This is a genomic window from Microbacterium sp. M4A5_1d, from assembly GCF_053345465.1.
The window spans coordinates 665,031-690,942 of record NZ_JBKFAD010000003.1 but is presented as its reverse complement, the minus strand read 5'-3'; the positions used below and the strand labels follow the sequence as shown (position 1 = coordinate 690,942).

Genomic DNA, 25,912 nt, shown 5'->3' with positions numbered 1-25,912 from the left:
GGGATCGCCCTGAGGCTTCCCTGATCCTGCGCCGGCGCTGGTGTGCGGCCGCGTCCGGAGTGATTGGATGTGGCCATGTCCTCCGCTCTCGCGACTCCCGCCGCGCACCCGGGACCTCCGCCTCCGCGACCGGTCATCGGCCCGGGCACGCGACCGCCGCTCGATCGCGCTCGCGACAGCGTGGTCTCGGGCGTCAGCGCGGGGCTCGCCCAGCACCTCGGCGTCGGGGTGGGCAGCATCCGTGCGCTGTTCGTCGTCCTGACGCTCGTCGCGGGAGCCGGTCCGCTCCTGTACCTCTGGTTCTGGGCCCTCGTGCCCCGCCGACCCGGGCCTGCGGCGCCGACCCGGCAGGCGCCGGTCGCCTGGATCCTCGCCGCAGCCGCGACCGCCGCGCTGCCGATCCTGTTCGCGGTCCTCGCCATCGAGGCCCGTGATGCCTGGATGTCGCGATCCTTCTCGCCCACTCTCCTGGCGGTCGTCGCGTTCGTGACCGTCCTCGCGACGACCGCAGGGTGTTGGGCCGAGCTCGTCGACCGCCGAGACATCGATCGCGGGGGCCGGCATACCGTCACCGTTCGGACGGTCGCGGCCGGCATCCTGATCGTGGTGCTCCTCGCGATGCTGCCGCGCGTCGACTCCGACGGTCTCGTGGCGCTTCCTGACCTGGCCCTTCCCGTCGCGGGGGTGCTCGCGCTCGGCGGGGCATTCCTCGCCGGTCGGTGGCGCGACCTGTCGGGGGAACGCGTCCGGCGCATCCGCGAGGAGCAGCGAAGCGCGATGGCAGCGCATCTGCACGATTCGGTGCTGCAGACTCTCGCGCTCATCCAGAACACGGCGGGCGCCTCGAGCGAGGCCGCGCGCATCGCTCGGGCACAGGAGCGCGAGCTTCGCGCCTGGCTCTTCGACGGCGAGGCGCACCCCGACAGCGACCTCGTCAGCGACCTGCGCGACTACGCCGCCGCGCTCGAGCTCGATTATGCGGTGCGGATCGACGTGGTCTCCGCCGGGCTGTCGGCCGAGCAGGCCAGCGGTGAACTGGCGGCGGCGGCGCGCGAGGCGATGCTCAACGCCGCCCGGCACGCCGGCGGCGACGTCTCGGTCTACATCGAAGGTGGAGCCCACGGGGTCGACGTCTATGTGCGCGACCGAGGGCCCGGGTTCGACGTGACCGCGATCCCGGATGACCGGCTGGGCGTCCGGGAGTCGGTCATCGGCCGGATGCGGCGCGCCGGGGGATCGGCATCGGTCCGCACGGCGGCCTCGGGCGGCACCGAGGTCCACCTCCATGTCGGCGGCCCCGGGGACGCACGTGGCTGACGCGCTGCGCGTCGTCATCGTCGACGACCACTCCATCTTCCGGTCGGGGCTCCGGGCTGATCTGGGCACGGGGATCGCCGTCGTCGGGGAGGCCGCGGACGTCGAATCCGCCGTCGAGGTCATCGCGCGAACGGAGCCCGACGTCGTGCTGCTGGACGTGCACCTGCCCGGCGGAGCGGGCGAGGACCGTGCCGGGGGAGCGGAGGTGATCGCCCGGGCCGCCCCGACACCGGCGCGGTTCCTCGCGCTGAGCGTCTCGGATGCCGCCGACGACGTCGTGCGGGTCATCCGCGCTGGCGCACGCGGATACATCACCAAGGGCTCATCGGGCGACGAGGTGAGCCGCGCCGTCGCTGCGGTGGCGGGCGGAGACGCCGTCTTCTCGCCGAGGCTCGCGGGATTCGTCCTCGACGCGTTCGGGGCCGTGGCCGGTGAGACGGCGACGGCGGTGGAGGAGCTCGACCGGCTGTCTTCGCGCGAGCAGGAGGTCATGCGGCTCATCGCCCGCGGCTACGCATACAAGGAGGTCGCGGCCGACCTGTTCATCTCCGTGAAGACGGTCGAGACGCACGTCTCGGCGGTGCTGCGCAAACTGCAGCTGTCGTCGCGGCACGAGCTGACCGCCTGGGCGACGGCCCGACGCCTGCTCTGAGTCGCCGGGCGGGTGTCGGTGGCCGAACGTAGAATCGAGTGGTCATGCCAGAGCCCATCAAGCCCGTCATCGTCGGGTCCGCCGCATCCGTGCGCCCCGGCGCCTCCTCGGGCGAGCGTCCCGACGCCGACCTCCTCGAGGGACTCAACCCGCCCCAGCGCGAGGCGGTGACCTATCGCGGTCCGGCGCTGCTGATCGTCGCGGGCGCCGGCTCGGGCAAGACCCGGGTGCTCACACATCGCATCGCGTCGCTGCTCCGAGGCCGCGAGGCGTGGCCGAGCCAGATCCTCGCCATCACCTTCACCAACAAGGCCGCCGGCGAGATGCGCGAGCGCGTGCAGCAGCTGATCGGCGACAGCGCACAGGGCATGTGGATCTCGACGTTCCACTCGGCGTGCGTGCGGATCCTCCGGCGCGAGGCGCAGCAGTTCGGCTTCACCAAGAACTTCACGATCTACGACTCGGGCGATTCGCGCGCGCTCATCAAGCGTCTCGTGAAAGAGCACGAGGCCGACGCCTTCGGACTCACGCCGGCGGCTGTCCAGAGCCGCATCTCGAAGCTCAAGAACGAGCTCGCCGACGCCGACTCGTACGCGCGCCAGGCGAACATGTCCGATCCCGCCGAGCGCGTCTTCGTCGAGCTCTTCGGCGCCTACCAGTCCGCCCTGCAGCGGGCCAACGCCTTCGACTTCGACGACCTCATCGCCCAGACGGTCTACCTGTTCCGGGCGTTCCCGCATGTGGCCGACGTGTACCGCAAGCGGTTCCGGCACATCCTCGTCGACGAGTACCAGGACACCAACCACGCCCAGTACGCGCTGATCCACGAGCTCACGCGCCCCGTCCAGGGGCAGGGCGGCGACGCGTTCTCGTCGGGCGGCATGATGATCTTCGAGCCCGAGTCGGCCCCCGAGGTCGAGGCTGCGTCGCTGACCGTCGTCGGCGACTCCGACCAGTCCATCTACGCGTTCCGCGGCGCCGACATCCGCAACATCACCGAGTTCGAGCGCGACTATCCCGGCGCGAAGGTCGTGCTGCTCGAACAGAACTACCGCTCGACGCAGAACATCCTCTCTGCCGCCAACGCCGTCATCTCCCATAACTTCGACCGCAAAGACAAGAAGCTCTGGACGGATGTCGGCGCGGGCGACGCGATCGTCGGCTTCACCGGCTACTCGCAGCACGACGAGGCGCAGTTCGTCGCCGACGAGATCGAAGCGCTGCACCGCTCGTCGGTGCCTTACTCGCAGATGGCGGTCTTCTATCGCACGAACTCGCAGTCGCGAGCGCTGGAGGAGATCTTCATCCGCGCGGCGATCCCGTACAAGATCATGGGCGGCACGAAGTTCTACGACCGTGCCGAGATCAAGGATGCGCTGGCCTACGTCGTCGCGGTGGCGAACCCCGCCGACGAGCTCGCGGTGCGCCGCATCCTGAACCGCCCGCGCCGCGGCATCGGCGACGTCACCGAGACGTCCATCGCCCGGTACGCGGCCGACCACCAGATCACCTTCCGCGATGCGCTCGCCAACGCCTCGGCGCTCGGCGTGGGTCCGAAGATCCAGGCCGCGATCGCGCAGCTCGATGCCGTTCTCGCCGAAGCGTCCGAGATCATGCTGCCGAGCTCGGGCGAGATCGCCCCGCCGACGTCCGTGACCGAGGGCCTGACGGTGCTGCTGAACAAGTCGGGGTACATGGACGCCCTCCGGGCGAGTCGCGACCCGCAAGACGAAGCGCGCCTCGAGAACCTCGACGAGCTCATCGCGGTGACTCGCGAGTTCGCCCGTAACAACCCCGAGGGAACCATCCTCGACTTCCTCACCGAGGTCGCCCTCGTCGCCGATGCCGACGACCTCGACGACGCATCCGGCACGGTGTCGCTCATGACCATGCACACGGCGAAGGGTCTCGAGTACGACGCCGTGTTCGTCACGGGCGTGGAAGAGGACCTCATCCCGCACCGCATCTCGGCGAACGAGCCCGGCGGCCCGCAGGAAGAGCGGCGGCTCTTCTACGTCGCGCTCACCCGTGCCCGCAAGCGCCTGCATCTCTCGCTCGCCATGACGCGTGCGCAGTTCGGCGAGGTGTCCGCCGCGATGCCGAGCCGGTTCCTGCAGGAGATCCCGCACGACCTGATCGACTGGCGGCAGTCGCCCGGTGACGTCAACTCGCGCGGGGGCATGCAGTCACGAGCCCTCAATGGTCGGCGTTCCGGCGGATCCGGCGGCGGCTTCGGCGGATCGGGCAAGCGATACGGCGACGACCTCGTGCCGCTTCCGCGCAAGGAGAAGAGCGGCGATATCGCGAAGTTCGCCAACCGCATCCCGGCCAAGGTCCGTGACAACGGCGACCTCGAGCTCGGCCCCGGCGACCGCATCAGACACGACGACTTCGGCGAGGGGCGGGTCGACGCGGTCACGGGCGAGGGGGCGAAGCGCGTCGCGCACGTCCGCTTCGATTCGGCCGGCCCGAAGAAGCTGCTCATCAAGATCGCACCGATCGTCAAGCTGTGACGCAACCCCCCGCGCGGCGCGGGGGCGCGGGTTAGGCTCGGGGACATGGCGATCTTCAAGCGCTCCGCGCGAGACACCACGAGCCAGCCCGCGAACGCCGACGAGGTCGCTGCCGACGTCGACGGCGACTCCGCCGTCACCCCCGACGCCGAGACACCTGCCGAGGTGGTGCCCCACGTGGGCATCTCGGTGTCGACTTTCGGTGCTCCCGCTCAGGCCGCAGCCCCGGCGCAGCCCGAGCGGACGGTCACGCGCCCGCCGGCTGAGGCCCCCGCCCGCACCGAGACGGTGACGGGCATGCCCGACAACACCCTCGTGCAGGCGGCCCTGGCGTCGCTGCCGGAGAAGCCCGGCAACGTCGACGTCATGAACGTCATGCGTCAGAGCATGCAGGGCACGATGTACGTTCGCGTGCGCGGAGACGCGCGGGCCCTGACGGCCGAAGGCAAGCCGATCACGCTCGCGGTCTCGCAGATCGACGGTGCCCGCTTCCTCCTCGCCTTCACCGGCGGCGCATCGCTGCGGGCGAGCGTCGAGGCCGACGGCGACCGCGACACCTCGGCGCTGGGGCTTCCCGTCGCGAACGTGTTCCGCAACGCGATCGAGGGTCCGTACGAGGGCCTCATCATCGATCACGCGGTCGCCGGATCGCGCATCGTCCTGCCCGTGCAGCTCATCACGAAGGCGTTCGAAGAGGGCGATCCCGCCTTCACGATCAAGAACCTGCTCGCCGGACCGCGCAGCGCCGAGACGGCGGCTGCGGTCGGCGAGGCTCTCGCGCAGGCACCGTTGTGGGTGGCCGCGGGTCCCGCGGGCGACAGCGGCCAGCTCGGTCTCGCCGAGTCGCGCACCGTATCGGGCGAGCGGCGCCTCGAGGTCTACTCGCACCCGCTCGAGGTGCTCGTGCTCCAGCGCGGCGACCGCCCCGTGCCGGTGACCGCGCCCCAGCTGGCGCGTGCCCTCCAGTCCAACCCCGCGCTCAACGGCGTGATCGTCGACCCGGGTGGGCCTTGGATCCATGTCGACCGCGCCGACCTCGGTCCCGTCCTCGCGCGGGCCGACGAGCCCGACCCCGAGCCCGCTCCGGGCGCGCCGGCTGAGCCGGCCCCCGAGCCGCCGGCGTCCTGACGACGCCGTCGCGCTGATACATCCGTCGGGCCGCCGGTGCAGGTGAGCCCACACGCCGCGTGCGAGGGCTCACCAGCACCGCCGGTCCGGCAGGTGTATCAATCCGCTCGCTCCGTCGCCGAGCATTTCGCCGACGGGATTGTCCAGGGGCTACGTCATCCGTTCCCGACGCCCTAGGGTCGGGCCATGGCGAGCGAGCGCATCACCCTGACCGTGCCCGGCCCCGAGGGCGACCGTGAGGTCGGCCTCTCGAGCCCCAATCGCGTGCTGTGGCCCGAGCTCGGCATCACCAAGCACGAGTACGCCGAGTACGCGATCGCCGTCTCCGAGCCGTTCCTCCGTGCGAACGGTCATCGGCCCGTCTCGCTCGAGCGCTTCCCCGACTCGATCGGCGGCGAGCGATTCTTCTCGAAGAATCCGCCGAAAGGCGCCCCGGGCTACGTCGATCAGGTCGTGTGCACCTACAACAGCGGGCGGCGGCATCGGCAGGTCGTGCTGAACGAGACCGCCGCCGTCGTGTGGGCGGTGCAGATGAACACGGTCGTCTTCCATCCGTGGGCCTCGCTCGCCGCCGACACGGACAACCCGGTCGAGCTGCGGATCGACCTCGACCCGCAGCCGGGCACGGACTTCGCGGATGCCGCATCCGTCGCGCCGGCTCTGCGTGAAGTCCTCGCCGAGGCCGGCCTGACGGCGTTCCTCAAAACGAGCGGCAATCGCGGCCTGCACGTCTTCTGTCCGATCGAGCCGACGCACGAGTTCCTCGATGTGCGGCACGCGGTCATCGCCGCCGGGCGCGAGCTCGAACGCCGGATGCCCGACCGGGTGACCACCAACTGGTGGAAGGAGGAGCGAGGCGAGCGCGTCTTCGTCGACTTCAACCAGGCGAACCGCGACCGCACGATGGCGGGCGCCTACAGCGCACGGGCGCTGCCGGCGGCGACGGTGGCGACCCCGATCACCTGGGAGGAGCTCGAGGCCGGAGTCGAACCGTCCTCGTTCACGGTCCGCACCGTGCCGCAGCGGCTGGCGGACATCGGCGATCCCTGGGCCGAGCTGCAGGCCGACCCCGGCCGCATCGACACCCTGCTGGAGTGGTGGCAGCGCGACCTCGACGCCGGTCTCGGCGAGCTGCCCTTCCCGCCGGAGTTCCCCAAGATGCCGGGAGAGCCGCCGCGCGTGCAGCCGAGCCGTGCTCGACAGCCCGGCGCCGACTAGCCGGGATCGCGCCGCTCACCGTGCGGAGGGTCGCTGCCATTCGCGCTCGGTGACCACGCGCGCAACGGTGAGGCCCACCGCCAGAGCGACGACGACGAACACCGCCGTCACCCCGTACTGCACCGCGCTGATGGTGTCGCTCTCGATGGTCCCGACGATGGCCCGGTAGGCGGAGGCCCCCGGCACCATGATCAGCACGGCGGGCACGGTGAGGGTGATGCGCGGCGCCCGGACGAAGCGCGACACGGCGAACGCTCCGAATCCGACCGCGACACCGGCTGCGGCGGCCGCGACCGGCTGCATCGTGCCGTGGTCGATCATGAGGAGGCGGCCCACGTTGGCGACCGTGCCGATCGCCGCCGCCGCGAGAGCGATGCGCCAGGGCGTCGAGAACAGCAGCGCGAAGCCCATGACGCCGACGAACCCCGCGACGAGGCGTCCCAGCGACAGCAGCGGCTCGCCCAGTTCCGGGGCGGCGATGGCGACGGCACTCGTCTGGAACACGGCGGCCACGGCCCACACGGCGCACCCTGTCGAGAGCAGCACGAGGCAGGCGTACACGACGCGGTTCACTCCCGCGTTGAGATCGAGGCGGGCGAGATCGAGCGCGCCCGTGACAAGGGGGAATCCGGGCACCAGGTAGAGCACGGCGCTCGTCAGCGCGGCGCCGTACTGCGGCGAGGGCGCACCGAGCAGCTCGATCAGATGCGAGACGCCCAGGAAGGTGAGCAGCGCGGCCGAAGCCGACAGGAACACCAGCAAGAACTCGTTGACCTGCAGCCGGGCTCCGCGAACGCGCACGTACTGGCCGAGCGCGACGGCCAGCGCCACGCTCAGGCACTCGGCCCATCCGCCGTTGTTGAGGAACGCGAAGGCCGTGCAGGCCGCCGCGGCGGCCAGCACCCGCACCGCGGTCGGGTAACGCGGCGGCATCCGTTCGATCCGGTCGAGCTCGCGCTGCAGGTCGTCCGCGGTGACGCCGCCGGCGACGCGATGGGAGAGGTGCATGACCTCGGCGATCCGCTCGGAGTTGACGACCGGATGCCGCACGTCGGCCACCCTCGTGCGGAAGAGCTGTCCCCGCTGCGCGGTGATGACGATGTCGGTCATCCCGACGCGCGACTCGAGGCGATCGAGGCCGAGTCCGTGAGCGGTGCGGTCCATCGTGTCGCGCACACGGGCCGAGGAAGCGCCCGCGCCGAGCATCAGCGTGCCGAGGCGGAGGACCGCATCCGTCCGCGCGATGAACCGCAGGGGCTCGAGGTGCAGTTCGGCGGTGCCGTCGGGGACGTCGTCGCGCTGGTCATCCCGCATGGTTCGATCCTCCCACCCGAGGAGGCTGCTCGGGTGGGAGGATCGGCCGGACCAATCGGGTCGATCGGGTCGCCGCGCTGTCAGCGGCGCGCGAGGCGACGGAGCCGCGAGAGCAGCACGACGCCTCCGGCGGAGACCAGGAGGACTCCGCCGATCAGGAGACCGATCGGCGAGCCCTCGCCGCCGGTCCGCGCGATGCGGTCGGTGGTGGGCCGCGCCGCGCTCGTTCCGATGGCCGCAGCGGAGTCGCCTCCGGCAGCGGTGTCGGAAGCTCCGGGCATCGGAACGCCGGGCGCCGGGATGCCGGGCGCCGGGGTGCCGGGCGTCTCCCCGGGAGCGGCGACGTCGACGAGGTACACCCCGTCGGCACGGTAGTCGAGTGCGCCGTCGAATCCCGCCCCGGCGCCGGTGAGCTCCACCGCGTCGAACGTCGTGTCGGCGGCACGCGCGCCGTACGCGATCAGCCGCAGGGGAGAGGTCGGAGCCTCCGCGGGAAGGTCGACGCGCAGGGTGCCTCCGAGCGTGGCGGTGCCCGCGATCGAGAGGGCCGGCGCTGCGTTCTCGACCGACAGCTCGAGCGCGGCATCCTTCGCCTGCGTGAAGTCGCCGCCCACGGCGAGCCCGGAGGTCGCCTCGACGAGCGATCCGCCGGTGACCGAGAGGTCGCCCGTGCCGAGGGCCGTCGGGGAGGTCGCCTGCACGATGCCGTCGTCGACGATGGTGCCGCCGGTGTAGGTGTTCTCGCCCGACAGGACGAGGGTGCCGGAGCCGTCCTTCGTCAGCGACCCGGCACCGTCGATGTCGTTGCGCCACTCGTCGGCTGCGGCGAAGCCGCCGGAGCCGGCATCCATCGTCACCGTGACATCGGTGTCGAAGGCGCCGTAGCCGTTCGACGCCTCGAACAGGTTGAGTCGTCCCCAGCCCTCGGGGTCGTCGAGCACGGCGTGGCCGGAGTCGATGGCGGTGGAGTGGAGCACCCAGCGGCGCTGCTCGGCGTCGAGGTAGGGCAGCCGGTGCTCGAGCAGCACTTCGGCGCCGGCCGGGACGCGTGCGGGCAGGCCGGCGATGCCCGTGCTCGGCAGCCCGTAGGTCATGCGATCGCGGTACTGCTGCGCGAGCGCGTCGTAGTCGGCATCGTCGAGCGTGGATGTGGATGCCGGGGCGGGCAGCGTGTCGATCAGACCCTGCGCCTCGGCCGACGCGGCGGCGCGCAGCTCGGCGTTCGCGGGATCGTTCAGGCTTGCGGCGGCGAGGGCGGTCGCCAGCACGCGACCGCCGATGACGTCGAGCGAGGAGTGCATCCCGGCAACGATGCGGCTGTCGCCGATCTCGGCGGCGTTCGCGATCAGGAGGTCCTGGTACTGCGGCGCCGCGTCGGCGAGGGCGAACGAGGCGAGGTAGGCGGCGTTGGTGTGACCGCTCGGAAAGCCGCCGTCGCTCGCCGCCTCGCTGTCGGGCTTTCGCACCGGCATCAGCGCGGGGACGATGATCGAGTCGTCCACCCAGCGGAAGGGTCGCTTGTAGCTGAAGAAGTTCTTCGACGGGTTCGACGAGGCCGAGGGACCGCGCACCGTGTCGACGAGCGCGACGACCGAGCCGAGCTCGGAGTTCGGGTCTGCCCAGCGGCCCGACGCGTTGCCGGCGTCGTCGTAGCGCACCGTCGTGGCGTCGGCGGGGATGGCGTCGGGGATCGTGGTGCCGGCATTCATCGCCTGGCGGAACGCGGAGGCTGCCGGGCCGAGTCCGTCGATGGCGCTGTAGCTCTGATGACGGCGGTCGAAGATCCACGCGGCGGTCTCGTCCGCTGCGGTACGGGTGCGCGCGACCTCCACGTTGCGCGCGATGTTGGCGTCGAGCACCGCCGCGCCGGCATCCGTCGCCCGGCCGGTGTCCCAGGTGGCTCCCGGCTGCCAGAGGTCGAGCATTCCCGAGAGCACACCGATCGCGGGGTTCGTCTCGGGCGTGGTGTTGGCGGAGCTGTTCGCGGTGTAGACGTCGACGAACGTGCCGTAGGGAGCGGCGTGCGGTGCGATCGCGTTCTCGTCGAGCAGATCGCCGGCGGCCGCGTTCGCGGGCGCGGCGACGCCGAGAGCGAGGGTCGTGACGGCGAGCGCCGCCACGGCCAGGGGGATGCCCGTGCGGCGCCGGGATGGATCGGAAGCAGAGGGAGCGAGGTGCATGCAGCGTCCTTCGGATGCGGGGGGAGAATCGCGCCCCCAGCCCGGGCGGGCGGGGGTTGCGGGCGACTCTCGCACGCTAGGAAGCGGCGCGCAACGATCGGTGGCCGCGGCGTGAACGGCCGGTGTCGCCCCCTCGCCCGCCGTCAGTCCAGAACGTCGGCAAGGTCGTAGGCGGCGACGGTCTCGAGCTGGTCGAACGTGCACGAGCGGGCGTCCCGGTCGTGGCGCCAGCGCTCGAACTGGACCGTGTGCCGGAACCGCCGACCCTCGAGCTGGTCGTAGCGCACCTCGAGCACGAGCTCGGGTCGCAGCCTCACGAATGAGACATCCTTCGACGATGCGAAGCGCGAGCGGTCGGATTCGCCGGTGACCGCCGCCCCGGCGGCATCCCGCTCGACCAGCGGCTCGAGCTCGTCGATCAGCTCACGGCGCCGCTTGTCGCTCCACGCGGACACCCCGCCGACCCCGTGCAGCTCGCCGTCATCGCCGTACAGCCCGACGAGCAGTGAGCCGACCCCGGTGCCGGACTTGTGGATGCGGTATCCGATCGCGACGACGTCCGCCGTGCGGGCATGCTTGATCTTGAGCATCGTGCGCTTGCCCGGGGCGTAGGGCTGATCCACGGGCTTGGCGACGACGCCGTCGAGGCCGGCGCCTTCGAACTCCGCGAGCCAGCGACGCGCGGTGCGCACGTCGTCGGTCGCGCGCGTCACGTGGATCGGATCGGGCACGTCGCGCAGCAGCTCGACGAGTTCCTCACGCCGCCGCGAGAAGGGCTCGGCCTGCAGGTCTCGCTCGCCGCGGGCCAGGAGATCGAACGCGATGAACATGGCAGGTGTCTGCTCGCTCAGCAGCGCCACGCGCGAGGCAGCGGGGTGGATCCGCTGGGACAGAGCCTCCCACTGCAGCCGCCGGCCGGCACCGGTGTCGGTGGCCACGACGATCTCACCGTCGATGAGGCACGGCTCGGGGAGCAGCCTCGAGAAGGCGTCGACGAGCTCGGGGAAGTACCGGGTGAGCGGCTTCGAACCGCGGCTTCCGATCTCGACCCTCTCGCCGTCCCAGGAGACGATCGCGCGGAACCCGTCCCACTTCGGCTCGAACGACAGCCCCGCGCCGCGGGGCCCGGCATCCGGAATGGCGGGCACCGCTTTGGCCAGCATCGGCGCGGGGATGTCGTAGGTCATCGCGGTTCCTCAGGCGCGCAGCTGCTCGCGCGGCTTCGGTCGGGCCCAGCGGGCGGGCAGGTTCGGCCCGTCCCACACCTGCACGATCCCCCAGACGACGGCGGTGATGGGCACGGCGAGCAGGGTGCCCAGGATGCCGCCGATCGCGGTGCCGGCGGTCAGAGCGACGAGCACGACGAACGAGTGCAGCTTCATCGTGCGGCCCATGAGGACCGGCTGCAGGAAGTTGCCCTCGAGCTGGTTGACGAGCACGACGGCACCGACGACGAGGACCGCGTTGAGCGGGCCGTTCGCGACGAGTGCGACGAGCGCGGCCAGGATGCCGGCGAGCGTCGCACCGACGATCGGGATGAAGGCCAGGAGGAAGACGAGCACGGCCAGGGGGATGGCGAGCGGAACCTGGAGGGCGAGCAGCGCGATGAAGATGCCGACCGCGTCGACGAAGGCGACGGCGGCGGTGCCGCGGATGTAGGAGCCGAGCACCACGACCGTCTTGTCGCCGATACGGCGAGCCCGCTGCTCGTTCGCCCCGCGGAACGGGCGCAGCAGGAACTCCCACATGCGCGGGCCGTCCTTGAGGAAGAAGAACAGGATCACCACCATCAGCACCGCGCCGGTGATGAAGGTCGCGACCGCGCTCACGCCGGCGATGGCGCCCGAGCCGAACTGAGCGCTGGTGACGAAGTCGCCGAGGGCGCCCAGCCACTCGTCGATCTGCTTCTGATCGATCGAGAAGGGAAGGGTCTGCGCCCACGCGACGAGCTGCTGGAATCCTTCCTCGGCCTGGGAGTACAGGTCGTCCCACTGGTCGCGGACGGCCCACACGATGAGCCACGAGAGGCCGCTGAGCAGCAGCACGATCGTGAGCAGGGTGATGATCGTCGCCAGCAGCGACGGCACCCCGTGACGACGCATCCAGCTCATGGCCGGCGCGAACGCGCACGCGAAGATGAGCGCGAGGATCAGGGGGATCGCGACGACCGACACCTGGCGCAGCACGTAGACGACGCCGATCGCGAGGATCACCAGGACGATGATCTGCACTCCGCGGATGGCCAGCCGCCCGAAGCCGTCGGCCCACAGGCCTGCGGGAGGTCGCTCGGCGTCGCAGTCGATGGCATCCGCCAGCACGATCTCGGGCCGCGGTCTCCGTCGGAACAGGCTCATGACGACGACGCTAGCGGACCGCGACGCCCCTGACGCGGGGTTGCGCTCGAGGCGCTCGCGGGGCAGGGCAGCGGCGACGGCGGTCACGTCCGCGGCTCCTCCCGTTCACCGACCCGTCGCTCAGGTGTCGGCGGGTGGACACCTGCGCCGACCACCGTTGAAGGGCCGCCCGCACGCGGCGGCTTTCGCACCTCCCCCCAGATACGAAAGAGGATCTCCATGCAACGGAGAGCGCACACGCGCGCCTGCACATTGACGGCGACGAGCATCGTCACCGGCCTCGCCCTCGCGTCGGCACCCGCCATCGCCGCGGGCGCGACCGAGGCCGACCCGGCATCCCTTCCGAAGAACGTCATCCTGATGATCTCGGACGGCGCGGGCTACAACCAGTTCGACGCCGCGAGCCTCTACGAGCACGGAACGAGCGCGCACCAGGTCACCGTCGATCCCGCGACCGGCGCGATCGCGCACGAGGCGGCCACGCCCGGTCAGGCCTACGAGACCTGGCCCGTTCAGGTCGCCCAGTCGCACTACTCGGCCTCGGGTCGGGCGGAGTACGTCACCGAGAAGGCCTGGGGGGACTTCGACTGGGTCGCTTCGGGCGCCACCGACTCCGCGGCAGCGGGCACGGCGCTCGGAACCGGTGTGAAGACGAACAACGGGACCCTCGGCTTCGAGCCGGGCGGGGACCGCCTGCTCACCGTCGGCGAGCAGGCGCAGGAGGTCGGCAAGAAGGTCGGGCTCGTCACCTCCGTGCCCTTCAACCACGCCACCCCCGCGGGCTTCATCGCCCATAACGCCGACCGCAACGACTACCAGGGCCTGGCGGCGGAGATGATCGACAGCGGCGTGGACGTCCTCATGGGCGGCGGACACCCGATGTACACCGACGGACACCAGTCGCGTGCGGCCGACTGGACCTGGATCGCGCAGAACGACTACGAGCGGGTGTCGACGGGCGCCACGCCCTACAGCTTCATCGACGACAGAGCCGACTTCGAAGCTCTCGCCGCAGGCACCGCCGTCCCCGAGAAGGTGTTCGGCCTCGCGCAGGTGGCCGAGACGCTGCAGTACAACCGTCCCGGTCTCGCCAACGATGCCGTGCTGCCGTACACCGATCCCGCGAACGACGTCCCCGACCTGGACACGCTCGCTCGCGGCGCGCTCAACGTGCTCGACACGGGCGACGAGGGCTTCTTCCTCATGGTCGAGGGCGGGGCGGTCGACTGGGCCGGCCACGCGAACCAGACCACGCGCCTGATCGAGGAGCAGATCGCCTTCAACGACGCCGTCGAGGCCGTCGAGGCGTGGGTCGAGGAGAACAGCAGCTGGGACGAGACGCTCGTCGTCGTCACCGCAGACCACGAGACCGGCTACCTCGCGGGTGCGGGCGCCGGTCCCGAGGCCGGATGGACGCCGATGACGGGAACGGCGGGTCAGCTGCCGGACCTCACCTGGCACTCGGGTGGACACACCAACGCGCTCGTTCCGCTCTTCGCCAAGGGCGCCGGGGCCGAGGTGCTCGAGGCGCGCGCCGATCAGTGGGACGTCGTCCGCGGCGCCTATCTCGACAACACCGCGATCGGCGAGACGATCTTCGACTTCCTCGGACACGGCGAGCGCAGCTCGGCGGATGCGGTGGCGCTCGAGGCCACGGTCGCGGGGCGTCAGGCGGAGGGGGCCCTGAGCCTGAGCGTCGCCGGCCACGGCGAGCGGGTGTCGTTCAGCGGTTCGGGGGAGGGGCTCGACGCCACTCTGCCGCTCGTGACGGTCGCCGATACGCGCAATGAGGTCCGCGCTCAGGGACGCGGTTGGACGCTCGCGGGCTCCGCGACCGATTTCGTCGCGGGCAACCGCACGCTCGCGGCGGAGAACCTCGCCTGGACGCCGCGCGTGATCCGGTCGGAGTCGGGCGCCGCCGCGGGCGGGCGCGCGACCCTCGAGGCTCCCGCGACTCTGGCGGCTGCGGACCGCACCTCGCGCCTGGGCGCGACGGTCGTGGGCGCTGATCTCGACCTGTCGATCCCCGCCGAGGCAGCGGGCGGTCGGTACGGCAGCGAGATCACGCTCACCCTGTTCGCGCAGGACTGAGCGTCCCGCGCAGCACACCCCCATCGGCGGGGGCGGGCTCCCGCCCGTCCCCGCCCACGCTCACCGGAGACACCATGCCCCGCATTCCTCTCGTCCGTGCCGTGCTGCTGGCGACCGGCGTCCTCGTCGCGCTCACGGCGTCCGCTTCGCTCACCGTCGTCCCGGCATCGGCTGCCGCGCCGGAGTCCCCCGCGATCGAGTGGGGGGTCGTCCCCGCCGACGCTGCGGGACCCGACGGCCGGGTGTCGCTGCGGCACACCATCGACCCGGGCGCCGCGATCACCGACGCCGTCGCGGTCACCAACCACTCCGCCGAACCCGCCGTCTTCGCCGTCTCCGCCGGTGACGGGCTCGTCGGCACCGACGGTGCTTACGACGTCCGCACCGATGAGCCGGAGGCGGGCGGCGCGTGGATCGATGTCGGCGGGCTCGACGGCGGGTCGCTGGCCCTGGCGGCGGGCGAGACTCGGGTGCTGCCGGTGACGATCACCGTTCCGGCGGACGCGACGCCGGGCGATCATCCCGCGGGGATCGTCGTCGGACTCAGCACCGACGAGACGGGTGTGACGGTGACGCACCGCGTCGGCGTGCGCGTGCACCTGCAGGTTGCCGGCGAGATCGCCCCCGCGCTGCGGATCGACGCCGCCACGGCGAGCTTCACACCGTCGTGGATTCCGTTCGCGCCCGGGACCCTGACGGTCGAGTATCAGGTGACCAATACCGGCAACGTCCGGTTCGGGGCGAGCGCCGCCGCCGAGGCCGCGGGGCCGCTGGGGCTCATGCCGGGCAGGGGTGCCGGTGAAGCGCTCGAGGTGCTGCCCGGCGGATCGGCGACGCAGCGCATCGAGCTGCCGATTACGCCGCTGTTCTTCGCCGCCGGCGAGGTCGCGGTGACCCCGATCTCGCTCGGCGACGATCGCGTGCCGCTGCCCGAAGCGGCATCCTCGGGGTTCTCGACGCCGGCCGTGCCCTGGTCGTCGATCGCGGTCGTCGCGCTGGGCGCGGGAATCATCGCGCTCGTGGCGGTCATCGTGTTGCGCCGGCGCGCGCGCTGAGCCGCCGCCCACCGCGGATCAGGTGAACGCGCCGACGCCGGTGATGTCGCGGCCGAGCAACAGCGCTTGCACGCTCTCGGTCCCCTCGTAGGTGTGGATCGCCTCGATGTCGGCCATGTGCTGCATGACCCCGTTCTCGAGCAGGATGCCGTTGCCGCCGAGCAGGTCGCGCGCGACCTGGGCGATCCGCCGTGCGGCGCGGGTGTTGTGGTACTTCGCCAGGGAGGCCTGGGTCGGGCGCAGGCCGCCGGCGGTCTCGAGGTCGGCGAGGCGGCGGCAGTAGAGCTGCATCGCGGTGAGCTCGTCGAGCATCTGCGCGAGGCGCTCCTGCACCATCTGCGAGCGGGCGAGCGGCCGCCCGAACTGGATGCGCTCCCCGGCATAGGTGACCGCAGCCTCGTAGCAGGCGGTCGCGTGGCCGAGCGCCGACCACGCGACCCCCGAACGGGTGGCGTAGAGGACGGTCGAGGCATCCCGGAACGACCTCGTGCCCTCCAGCACCGCGTCGGCCGGAACCCGCACGTCGCGCAGGGCCACGTGAGCCTGGTGGATGCCGCGCAGTGAAGCCTTGCCCGCGATGACGGTGCCGGTGTAGCCCGGGCGGTCCTGCTCGACCAGGAAGCAGCGCACCGAGCCGTGCAGATCATCGCCCTCATCGTCGACGCGTGCCCACACGAACGTGATGCCGCCCGAGGCGCCGTTGCCGATCCACTTCTTGGCGCCGCGGAGCACCCACTCGTCGCCCTCGCGGCGGGCGACGGTCTCGAGCGAGACCGAGTCGGAGCCGTGGTCGGGCTCGGTGAGGGCGAAGCTGCCCAGCACCTCGCCCGTCGCGAGGGGGCGCAGCCAGCGTTCCTGCTGGGCGGGCGAGCCGAACAGCGCGAGGGTGCGCAGCGCGAGCCCGCCCTGCACCGCGTGCGCCGTGCCGAGCGAGCCGTCGCCGCGTGAGATCTCCATCGTCACCAAGCCCGCCCCGAGCGGTGTGATGCGCGTCAGGTCCGCATGCTCGATGCCGTCGACGAAGAGATCGAGCTCACCCATCCGCCGGACGAGGTCGAGCGGGTAGATCGCGGAGTCCCAGGCCTGCTGCATCCGGTCGCCCACCTCGTCGACGAAGGCGCGGGCGCGGTTCCAGGCGGCCCGGTCCTCGTCGTCGACGTCGGCGAAGACGCCGTAGTAGTCGGTGTCGCGGCGTCCCGTCAGGACATACGAGGCGACGCGCTCGCCGGGGAGCGCGTCGAGATCACGGTCGGCTTCATCGCACATGACATCCAGTATCGCCCCGAATGGCACTGAGTGTCACCGGTTGCACTCAGGAGAGATCGGCGCGGAGACGGCGGGTGACCTCGGCGAGCGGCATGCGGCGGGGGAAGACGGCCACCACGACGTCGTCGGCGGCGGGCGCCTGACCGTCGGGGTGCACGCCGAAGCGATGCAGCAGGTCGTCCAGCGCGGCTTCCACCGTGGCTCGCGTGACGGCGTCGTCGCCGCGCAGGAGGCGGCGCAGGACATGGTTGTGCACCGCGGTCACGGCAGCGCTGAAGGCGACGGCCTCAGCGGCATCGAGGTCGGGCAGGCGTTCGCGCAGGTGGTCGCCGAAGAGCCGCTCGTAACGGAAGACCATGACGATCTCGCGCTCGCGCAGCGCCGGGACACCCCGCACCACGCGATACCGGCGTCGCGCCAGCTCGACATCGGCGGCGAAATGGTCGAAGGCCGCGAGGGCGGCGTCGCACACGGCCCGCCAGGGGCTCTCGTGCGGCGTCTCGAGCAGCTCGCGCAGCGTCGTGATCGCCACGTCGTGGTCGGCGAAGACCACATCGTCCTTGCCGCCGTACTGCCGGAAGAACGTCGACCGCGACAGACCCGCCGCCCGCGCGATGTCGTCGACCGAGGTGCGCTCGTACCCCTGCTCGTCGAACATCGCGACGGCCGCGGCCACCAGAGGGTCGCCGGGGGTGCGGGAGGCCTCGGTCATGGGCACCGAGCCTAGTGTCAAGTCGCTTGCCGCCGTCCGGCGCTCGGCGTTGACTGCGAAGATGACCGCGCTCTGGAAGTCCGACGTCACCGTGCCCGCCGGAACGCCGTTCGAACCCGGTCGACGCCACGACGTGATCATCGTGGGCGCGGGGCTGACCGGCCTCGCCACCGCCCTCGAGCTGGTCCGGAGCGGCATGGATGTCGCGATCGTCGAGCGCGGCGGCATCGGCGAGCTCGCCTCGGGCTCGAACACCGGCAAGATCTCGCTTCTGCAGGGCACGACGCTGTCATCGCTCCGCCGGCACCACCCGGCATCCCTCGTCCGGGCCTATCTCGACGCGAACCGCGACGGCTTCGAGTGGATCACCCGCGCCGCGGACGAGCTCGGGGTCTCGACCACGACCCGAACCGCGTACACGCATGCGCAGGGGGCCGAAGGCGTGGCGGCCGTGACCGAGGAGTACCGGGCGGCCCGGGAGGCGGGCCTCGACGTGCGGCTCGCGGGCGCCGACGAGCTCGCAGCCAGTCCCGTCCACATGGCCAGCGCCGTCGCTCTGGATGGTCAGCGCGCGATCGACCCCATGAGCCTGTTGGCGGCACTGGCGACCGCGTTCGTCGCGGCCGGAGGTCGGCTCCACCTGGGCACGGCGGTGAGCCGGGTGCGGGTCGTGCCGAGGCCGCGGGTCGACACCGAGGCGGGCCCGCTGTTCGCCGGGAAGATCGTGCTCGCCACGGGTGCCCCCATCACCGATCGGGGGCTCTACTTCGCCAAGGTGAGCGGGATGCGGTCGGCGTGCGTGTCGTTCGACCTCGAGGGCGAGGTGCCCGACGGCATGTACCTGTCGGCCGACAGCCCCACCCGGTCGGTGCGCACCGCGACGGCCGCCGACGGTGCCGGCCCGGAGCGGTCACCGCAGCTCATCGTCGGCGGCGCCGGACACCCGGTCGGCCGGACCGACAGCGAGCTCGCGAAACTCGACGAGCTCATCGCGTGGGCCCGGGACACGTTCCCGGTGGGCGCGGAGACCCACCGCTGGTCGGCGCAGGACTACACCTCGCACAACCTCGTGCCGTTCATCGGCTCGATGCCGCGCTCGCTCGGTCGCGTGCGCTTCGCGACCGGCTACGCCAAGTGGGGGCTCACGAACGCGCCGGCAGCGGCCCTGCGGATCGCCAGCGAACTGCGCGGCGAGAAGATGCGCGAGCGGCCGACCTGGATGACGGTCATCGGAACGCGATTGACGGTGCCCGCAGACCTGGCGCGCGGGGTCTCCGAGAACGCGAAGGTCGGAGCCGTCGCCGCGCAGGGCTGGACCGCGGCGCTGGCCCGGTCCACCCCGGTCGCGCAGCCTGCGGAAGGCGAAGGGACCGTCGCGCAGCACCACGCCCGGCCGGTGGGCGTCTCGACGGTCGACGGTCAGACGCGGGCGGTCAGCGCGATCTGCCCGCACATGGGCGGTGTGCTCGAGTGGAACGACCTCGAGTGCACGTGGGACTGCCCGCTGCACGCGTCGCGCTTCACCCCCGACGGCGAGCGCATCGAGGGTCCCGCCTCGACGGGCCTGCGACGTCTGCGCTGACCCGAGAGGTCAGTCCCGCGCGAGCAGCTGTTCGCGCACCTGACGTCGCAGCACCTTGCCGATGAGCGACCGGGGCAGGTCGTCGACCGCGACGATGCGGCGCGGGACCTTGTACGCGGCCAGACGCGTCCGGCAGAAGTCGCGGAGCCCCTCGACGTCCAGCGAAGCGCCCTCGCGCAACACGACCGCGGCCACCACCTCCTCGCCACCGGATGAGCGGGGAGCCGCGACGACGGCCGCCGCCTCCACGTCGGGGTGCGCGTGCAGGGTGTCTTCGACCTCGCTGGGCGAGACGTTGAACCCGCCGGTGATGATCAGCTCCTTGAGCCGGTCGACGATCGTGACGAAACCGTCGGGCGAGACGACGGCGATGTCTCCGGTGCGCAGCCAGCCGCCGGGCAGCAGCGCGTCGGCGGTCTCGGCGGGGCGGCGCCAGTAGCCCGAGAACACCTGGGGACCGCGCAGGAGCAGCTCGCCCTCCTCGCCCGGTTCGCGGTCGACCGACGGGTCGTCGGGGTCGACGATGCGGATGTCCGTGCTCGGGAACGGCACCCCCACCGTGCCGGGGCGGCGCGAGGGACCCATGGGATTGCCGAGCGCGACGGGGGAGGACTCGGTCATGCCGTAGCCCTCGACGAGGAGCCCGCCCGTGGTGTCCTCCCAGCGGCGGACGGTGGCGACCGGCAGGCTCATCGCTCCCGAGATCGCGAACCGCACGCGCGAGAGGTCGATGGTGCCGCGGGATGCTGCGCGGGCGAGCTGGTCGTAGATCGGCGGCACGGCGGGGAGGAACGTCGGCGGGCTCTTCTTCGCGGCATCCGCCATGAGGCCGACGTCGAACTTCGGAAAGAGCACGAGCTTCGCTCCGATGCTCATCGCGAAGGTCAGGCAGAGCGTCATGCCGTAGGCGTGGAAGAGCGGCAGGACGCCGTAGAACGTCTCCTCGCCCTCGACGAGCCCGGGAACCCACGCGCGCCCCTGCATCGCGTTGGCCCGCAGGTTGCGGTGGCTCAGGACGGCGCCCTTGGGGATGCCGGTCGTGCCGCTGGTGTACTGCAGCAACGCCGTGTCGTCGAGGGTCGGTCCCGCCACACGACGCGACAGGGGGCGGTGGTCGACGAGCTTCGACCAGGGCAGTGCATCCTTGGTCCGCGGCTTCGCGGTCAGCTGGGCGCGCGACTCCCGTGCTTTCGCGATCGGCAGTCGGAGCAGCATCCGCTTGCCGCGGGGGAGCGCCTCGGTGACGTCGACGCTGATGATGCGCTCGACGCGCAGATCGGTCGGGAAGTCGGCGATGGTGTCGACGGTCTTGTCCCACACGATGGCGAAGCGCGCGCCGTGGTCCTCGAACTGGTGGCGCAGCTCGCGGGCCGTGTAGAGCGGGTTGTGCTCGACGACGATCGCGCCGAGGCGCAGCGCCGCGTAGAACGCGACGACGTGCTGCGGGCAGTTGGGCAGCACGATCGCCACCCGGTCGCCCGCGGTCACCCCGAGCCGGCGCAGCCCCTCGGCGGCCCGGTCGACGTTCGCGCCGAGCTCGCGATACGTCATGGTGGCGCCGAAGAACTCCAGAGCGGTCCGGTTGCCGTGCCGTTCGACGGTCGCGGCGAGCATCTCCGGCAGGGTCTGCGTCACCTCGTCGATCTCGGCGGGGACGCCGTCGGCGTAGGCCGACAGCCACGGGCGGGACTCGAGGGCGGTCATGTCCCCATCCTGCATTCCGCGGCATGCCCGCCGCTGAATACGGCCTGGGGGTTGCGTGCGCGTCAGGTGGCGACGTAGAGCACTCCGGTGATGAACAGCGTGATGATCGTCGTCCACATCACGATCGCCGCTCCCTGCCAGAGCAGGACGGTGCGCGGGGGCACTCCGGTGGCGGTCAGGGCGGCGGCGGTGAACTGCGTGGGCAGCAGAAGCGGACCGAGCAGGCTCACGCCCGGGGTGCCGTAGCGGTGGTACGCCTTCTGGAACTTCTCGCTTCGGGCCGACTTCGGCTTCTCGGGTGCCCCGCCGCGCGTCGTCACGGCCGTGCGGACACGAGCGGCCACGAGCACGACGACCGCGACGCAGACGAAGTTGCCGATGGTGCCGGCCAGCGCGGCGACGACGGGGTGGATGCCGCCGATGATGCCGATGCCCGCGGCGCCTTCGCCCTCGATGAAGGGCACAGCGCCCGCGAGGGCGACGATGACGGGCTGAAGGATGTCGGGCATCCGGGCCACGAGGTCCTGGAAGCCGAGGATGAGGTCTGCGAAGGGATTGGTCATGGATCCATCCCAGCGGCGGCCCGACGCTCACGGGAGTGCCGGGGCGTCACCGGAGTCCGGGAGGTTCCGCGACCCGGACCGTGACAAACGTCATGGCCGTACTGTGGGCCTCGTGAACGACCGCGACCCTCGCCCGGCAGCCGCGCCGCGCAGCACGACGCTCGCCCGCGAGGTCGTGGCCACCTCGTGGTACATCGCCGTGTCCATCGTCTTCTTCATGATCTCGGCGCTCGGCATCTGGAGCCTCTGGGCGCTGCTGGTCCGCACCCGCTTGGAGGATCCGGCAGTGATCGTCGGGTACGCGGTCGGCTCGATCGCCGTCCTGGTCTCGACGGTCGTGCTGCTCGTTCGATACCGCACCGACGGCGATGTGGGGGAGGCCGATCGCCCGCCTCGCCTGCGCCGCTTCCTGTCGTGGCCGGTTCTGCTGGGTGTGGGTGGATCGGTGCTGCTCGGCGCGGCGACCGTGTCGGTGCTGTTCGGCGCCTCGGTCCTGGCGACGATCCTGTGCCTGGTGCGCTGGGGGCCCGGCATCCGATGGCGTGGAGTGATCCTGGTGGAGGCGGCGCTCGTGGCGCTCTGGTTCGCCGAGCGTGCCCGTCTCGAGGGTGCGGGCTCGCTGACATTCGCTCTCCTCGTCTTCGGTGTCGCTCTGCCGGCATCCATCGCTCTGTCGCTGTGGTCCTGGGACGTGGTGCTCGAGCTCGATCGTGCGCGTGCGACCGAGTCGCGCCTCGCCGCGACGCAGGAGCGGCTGCGCCTGGCGGGGGAGCTGCACGACCTGCAGGGGCACCACCTGCAGGTGATCGCGCTGCAGCTGGAGCTCGCCGAGCGGATGCTCGCCCGGGATCCGGATGCCGCGGGGGAACAGATCCGCCTGGCCCGCGCCTCCGTCGACGCGGCGCGAACGGGCACCCGAGAGCTCGCCGGACGCTTCCGCGGCGTGCCCCTGCCCGATGAGCTGGCCAACGCCGCCGATCTGCTGCGCGCGGCCGGACTCGCGGTGCGGTCGGACGTGGCCGCCGACGCCGTCCTCGCCCCCGCTGACCTCCTGGGGCCGGTGGTCCGGGAGTGCACGACGAACGTGCTCAAGCACGGCGGTGGGCGATGGGCGGAGGTGCGGCTCGATCGCGACGGCGGATTCTGGCGTGTCGTCTTCGCCAACGACCCGGGCCCGACGTCGTCGCTCGGCGCTGGTTCGGGCCTCGCGGGCATCTCGCACCGGGTCGGGGTGGCCGGCGGCGATCTGCGGACCCGCCGCGAGCACGACCGCTTCGAGGTCGTCGTCTCGGTACCCGCGGAAGCCCCCGCGGCCGCCGCGAGGCGGGAGCAAGCGGGCGAGGGGATGCCGCGGTGATCCGGGTGCTCATCGCCGACGACGAGGACATGATCCGTTCGGCCCTCGCCGCGCTGCTCCGGCTCGAGGACGACCTCGAGGTGATCGCCGAATGCCGCGACGGCGAGAGCGCGGTCGAACAGGCGCTGGAGCTGCGTCCCGACGTCTGCCTGCTCGACCTCGAGATGCCCGGCATCGACGGGGTCGAGGCGGCGGCCCGCATCCGGCAGCGGGTTCCGGCGCGCTGCGTCGTCGTCACCCGGCACGCGCGGCCGGGTGTGCTGCGGCGCGCGCTGAGCGCCGGCGTCGACGGCTTCGTGCCGAAATCCCGCCGCGCCGACGACGTCGCCGCCGTCATCCGCGAGGTCGCTGCGGGGCGACGCTACGTCGACCCCGAGATCGCCGCCGACGCCCTCAGTGACGAGCGGAGCCCCCTCACCGATCGGGAACTCGACGTGCTGCGGGCAGGCGCCCGAGGCGAGACGATCGCCGAGATCGCGGCGACGCTGCATCTGTCGGCGGGCACGGTCCGCAACCACGTCTCGTCGGTGCTGGGCAAGCTCCATCTCGCCACCCGGCAGCAGGCGGCGATCATGGCGCGCGAGCGCGGCTGGATCTGACACAGCCCCCTCCGTTCGGCGGGGCGCGGGCACGGGGCCGTCAGGCGCGGGTAGTAGGCTTTCCGATCGGGCGATCTCTCGACATCGAGATTCTTCACGCCCATCACCCACCGTCGCCCAGCGAAGGATTGCAGTGGACCTTTACGAGTACCAGGCCCGAGACCTGTTCGAGAAGTACGAGGTGCCGGTGCTCGCCGGCATCATCGCCGACACCCCTGAGGAGGCGAAGGCGGCGGCCGAGAAGATCGGCGGTGTCGTCGTCGTCAAGGCTCAGGTCAAGACCGGAGGTCGCGGCAAGGCCGGCGGCGTCAAGGTCGCCAAGACCCCCGACGAGGCATACGCCGCAGCCGAGGCCATCCTGGGCCTCGACATCAAGGGCCACGTGGTCCAGCGCGTCATGATCGCGCAGGGCGCCGACATCGCCGAGGAGTTCTACTTCTCGGTGCTGCTCGACCGCGCCAACCGCTCGTACCTGAGCCTGTGCTCGGTCGAGGGCGGCATGGAGATCGAGGAGCTCGCCGTCGAGCGTCCCGAGGCGCTCGCGCGCATCGAGGTCGACCCGCTGCAGGGCATCGACAAGGACAAGGCGGTCGAGATCGCCCGGGCCGCGAACTTCCCCGACGACCTCGTCGAGAAGGTCTCGGACGTGTTCGTCAAGCTCTACGACGTCTATAAGGGCGAGGGCGCGACCCTCGTCGAGGTGAACCCGCTCGTCCGCACGGGCGCCGGTGACATCGTCGCCCTCGACGGCAAGGTCTCGCTCGACGAGAACGCCAGCGAAGTGCGCCACCCCGAGCACGAGGAGCTCGAGGACAAGGGCGCCGCAGACCCGCTCGAGGCCAAGGCCAAGGAATCGGGCCTGAACTACGTCAAGCTCGATGGTCAGGTCGGGGTCATCGGCAACGGTGCGGGTCTGGTCATGTCGACCCTCGACGTCGTCGCCTACGCCGGCGAGAAGCACGGCGGCGTCAAGCCCGCGAACTTCCTCGACATCGGCGGCGGCGCGAACGCCCAGGTCATGGCCTCGGGTCTCGACGTCATCCTCGGCGACGAGCAGGTCAAGAGCGTCTTCGTCAACGTCTTCGGCGGCATCACGTCGTGCGTCGCCGTCGCGGAGGGCATCGTCAAGGCCCTCGAGATCCTGGGCGACTCGGCGACCAAGCCGCTCGTCGTGCGTCTCGACGGCAACCAGGTCGACGAGGGCCGCGCGATCCTCGCCGACGCGAACCACCCGCTCGTGACCCTCGCCGCCGGTATGGACGAGGGCGCCGACAAGGCCGCCGAGCTGGCGAACGCCTGAGCTCCGGACGCGAAAAGGACCAACGACATGTCTATCTACCTCAACAAGGACTCCAAGGTCATCGTCCAGGGCATCACGGGCGGTGAGGGCACCAAGCACACCGCGCTGATGCTCAAGGCGGGCACCAACATCGTCGGCGGCGTCAACGCCCGCAAGGCCGGCACCACCGTCTCGCACACCGATGCCGACGGAAACGCCGTCGAGCTGCCCGTGTTCGGATCGGTCGCCGAGGCGATCGAGAAGACCGGCGCCGACGTCTCGGTCGCGTTCGTGCCGCCCGCGTTCACCAAGGACGCCATGGTCGAGGCCATCGACGCCGAGATCCCCCTCCTCGTCGTCATCACCGAGGGCGTGCCCGTCGGCGAGTCGGCCGAGGCCTGGGCCTACGTGAAGTCGAAGGGCAACAAGACCCGCATCATCGGGCCGAACTGCCCCGGCATCATCACGCCCGGCGAGGCTCTCGCGGGCATCACGCCGGCGAACATCACGGGCAAGGGCCCGATCGGTCTCGTGTCGAAGTCGGGCACCCTGACCTACCAGATGATGTTCGAGCTGCGCGACCTCGGCTTCTCGACCGCCATCGGCATCGGCGGCGACCCGATCATCGGCACCACGCACATCGACGCCCTCGCGGCGTTCGAAGCCGACCCCGAGACGAAGGCCATCGTCATGATCGGCGAGATCGGCGGCGACGCCGAAGAGCGCGCGGCCGAGTACATCAAGGCGCACGTCTCCAAGCCGGTCGTCGGCTATGTCGCGGGCTTCACCGCGCCCGAGGGCAAGACCATGGGCCACGCCGGCGCCATCGTCTCCGGCTCCGCGGGCACGGCGCAGGCGAAGAAGGAGGCCCTCGAGGCCGCCGGAGTCAAGGTCGGCAAGACGCCTTCCGAGACCGCCGCGCTCATGCGGGAGATCATCGAGAAGCTCTGACGCTTCGGGATACGACGAAGGGGCGGATGCTGCGGCATCCGCCCCTTCGCTGTTCTCCGGAGCTGCGCCCGGCGGCG

Annotated in this window: 20 protein-coding genes; 12 read left to right on the top strand and 8 right to left on the bottom strand. The window is 71.4% G+C overall.

Features of this window, described 5'->3' with window-relative positions; all coding sequences use genetic code 11:
- Window positions 1-75: 75 nt before the first annotated feature.
- From ACLBWJ_RS15115 to ligD, 5 genes are all read left to right on the top strand, one after another.
- Window positions 76-1,317, top strand: coding sequence for an ATP-binding protein (locus tag ACLBWJ_RS15115; protein ID WP_274178990.1), 1,242 nt, complete (start codon window positions 76-78; stop codon window positions 1,315-1,317).
- On the top strand, window positions 1,286-1,969 hold the full coding sequence (locus tag ACLBWJ_RS15110; protein ID WP_274178989.1) for a LuxR C-terminal-related transcriptional regulator: 684 nt from the start codon (window positions 1,286-1,288) through the stop codon (window positions 1,967-1,969). Before ACLBWJ_RS15115 ends, ACLBWJ_RS15110 begins: the two co-directional genes overlap by 32 nt.
- Before the next feature lie 44 nt (window positions 1,970-2,013).
- Window positions 2,014-4,482 carry an ATP-dependent helicase gene (locus ACLBWJ_RS15105; RefSeq protein ID WP_274178988.1) on the top strand — a complete coding sequence of 823 codons (2,469 nt, stop codon included), beginning with the start codon at window positions 2,014-2,016 and terminating at the stop codon, window positions 4,480-4,482.
- A 45-nt stretch (window positions 4,483-4,527) separates the two neighbouring features.
- The gene (locus ACLBWJ_RS15100) at window positions 4,528-5,610 is read left to right on the top strand and encodes an SseB family protein (protein WP_274178987.1); all 1,083 of its coding nucleotides are present in this window, start codon (window positions 4,528-4,530) and stop codon (window positions 5,608-5,610) included.
- Between the two features lie 186 nt (window positions 5,611-5,796).
- Window positions 5,797-6,828: a non-homologous end-joining DNA ligase gene (gene ligD, locus ACLBWJ_RS15095; RefSeq protein ID WP_447660651.1), complete on the top strand. Its 1,032-nt coding sequence runs from the start codon at window positions 5,797-5,799 to the stop codon at window positions 6,826-6,828.
- Window positions 6,829-6,843: 15 nt separating this feature from the next.
- On the opposite strand, the gene ACLBWJ_RS15090 is transcribed toward ligD, so the two are convergent.
- From ACLBWJ_RS15090 to ACLBWJ_RS15075, 4 genes are all read right to left on the bottom strand, one after another.
- On the bottom strand, window positions 6,844-8,142 hold the full coding sequence (locus tag ACLBWJ_RS15090; RefSeq protein WP_274178985.1) for a threonine/serine exporter family protein: 1,299 nt from the start codon (window positions 8,140-8,142) through the stop codon (window positions 6,844-6,846).
- An 80-nt stretch (window positions 8,143-8,222) separates the two neighbouring features.
- On the bottom strand, window positions 8,223-10,322 hold the full coding sequence (locus ACLBWJ_RS15085) for a phosphatase PAP2 family protein (RefSeq protein WP_274178984.1): 2,100 nt from the start codon (window positions 10,320-10,322) through the stop codon (window positions 8,223-8,225).
- 143 nt (window positions 10,323-10,465) lie between these two features.
- Window positions 10,466-11,509 (bottom strand): ATP-dependent DNA ligase, encoded by a 1,044-nt coding sequence (locus tag ACLBWJ_RS15080; protein ID WP_112617487.1) that lies wholly within the window; start codon window positions 11,507-11,509, stop codon window positions 10,466-10,468.
- Between the two features lie 9 nt (window positions 11,510-11,518).
- Window positions 11,519-12,676: an AI-2E family transporter gene (locus tag ACLBWJ_RS15075; protein WP_447660670.1), complete on the bottom strand. Its 1,158-nt coding sequence runs from the start codon at window positions 12,674-12,676 to the stop codon at window positions 11,519-11,521.
- 219 nt (window positions 12,677-12,895) lie between these two features.
- Here ACLBWJ_RS15075 and ACLBWJ_RS15070 point away from each other — a divergent pair, with 219 nt between their 5' ends.
- Window positions 12,896-14,767, top strand: coding sequence for an alkaline phosphatase (locus tag ACLBWJ_RS15070; RefSeq protein WP_404568829.1), 1,872 nt, complete (start codon window positions 12,896-12,898; stop codon window positions 14,765-14,767).
- Between the two features lie 74 nt (window positions 14,768-14,841).
- A complete protein-coding gene (locus tag ACLBWJ_RS15065; protein ID WP_404568828.1) occupies window positions 14,842-15,822 on the top strand; it encodes a COG1470 family protein in 981 nt (326 codons plus the stop codon).
- An 18-nt stretch (window positions 15,823-15,840) separates the two neighbouring features.
- Here the strand turns inward: ACLBWJ_RS15065 and ACLBWJ_RS15060 are convergent, their stop codons facing one another.
- On the bottom strand, window positions 15,841-17,088 hold the full coding sequence (locus tag ACLBWJ_RS15060; protein WP_447660650.1) for an acyl-CoA dehydrogenase family protein: 1,248 nt from the start codon (window positions 17,086-17,088) through the stop codon (window positions 15,841-15,843).
- Window positions 17,089-17,134: 46 nt separating this feature from the next.
- Window positions 17,135-17,800, bottom strand: coding sequence for a TetR/AcrR family transcriptional regulator (locus ACLBWJ_RS15055; protein ID WP_447660649.1), 666 nt, complete (start codon window positions 17,798-17,800; stop codon window positions 17,135-17,137).
- A 61-nt stretch (window positions 17,801-17,861) separates the two neighbouring features.
- On the opposite strand from ACLBWJ_RS15055, the gene ACLBWJ_RS15050 reads away from it, so the two are divergent.
- Window positions 17,862-19,382 carry an FAD-dependent oxidoreductase gene (locus ACLBWJ_RS15050; RefSeq protein ID WP_323986479.1) on the top strand — a complete coding sequence of 507 codons (1,521 nt, stop codon included), beginning with the start codon at window positions 17,862-17,864 and terminating at the stop codon, window positions 19,380-19,382.
- Window positions 19,383-19,391: 9 nt separating this feature from the next.
- Here the strand turns inward: ACLBWJ_RS15050 and ACLBWJ_RS15045 are convergent, their stop codons facing one another.
- The gene (locus tag ACLBWJ_RS15045; RefSeq protein WP_447660648.1) at window positions 19,392-21,086 is read right to left on the bottom strand and encodes a long-chain-fatty-acid--CoA ligase; all 1,695 of its coding nucleotides are present in this window, start codon (window positions 21,084-21,086) and stop codon (window positions 19,392-19,394) included.
- 62 nt (window positions 21,087-21,148) lie between these two features.
- Window positions 21,149-21,649 carry a small multidrug efflux protein gene (locus tag ACLBWJ_RS15040; RefSeq protein ID WP_274178977.1) on the bottom strand — a complete coding sequence of 167 codons (501 nt, stop codon included), beginning with the start codon at window positions 21,647-21,649 and terminating at the stop codon, window positions 21,149-21,151.
- Window positions 21,650-21,761: 112 nt separating this feature from the next.
- Between ACLBWJ_RS15040 and ACLBWJ_RS15035 the strand changes: the two genes are divergently transcribed.
- The 4 genes from ACLBWJ_RS15035 to sucD all read left to right on the top strand — a co-directional run bounded on the left by ACLBWJ_RS15035 (window position 21,762) and on the right by sucD (window position 25,835).
- Window positions 21,762-23,006 (top strand): sensor histidine kinase, encoded by a 1,245-nt coding sequence (locus tag ACLBWJ_RS15035; protein ID WP_274178976.1) that lies wholly within the window; start codon window positions 21,762-21,764, stop codon window positions 23,004-23,006.
- Window positions 23,003-23,605 (top strand): response regulator transcription factor, encoded by a 603-nt coding sequence (locus ACLBWJ_RS15030; RefSeq protein ID WP_274178975.1) that lies wholly within the window; start codon window positions 23,003-23,005, stop codon window positions 23,603-23,605. The genes ACLBWJ_RS15035 and ACLBWJ_RS15030 overlap by 4 nt, the downstream gene beginning before the upstream one ends.
- A 133-nt stretch (window positions 23,606-23,738) precedes the next feature.
- A complete protein-coding gene (sucC, locus tag ACLBWJ_RS15025; protein ID WP_269267968.1) occupies window positions 23,739-24,905 on the top strand; it encodes an ADP-forming succinate--CoA ligase subunit beta in 1,167 nt (388 codons plus the stop codon).
- 27 nt (window positions 24,906-24,932) lie between these two features.
- The gene (sucD, locus tag ACLBWJ_RS15020; RefSeq protein WP_447660647.1) at window positions 24,933-25,835 is read left to right on the top strand and encodes a succinate--CoA ligase subunit alpha; all 903 of its coding nucleotides are present in this window, start codon (window positions 24,933-24,935) and stop codon (window positions 25,833-25,835) included.
- Window positions 25,836-25,912: the final 77 nt, after the last annotated feature.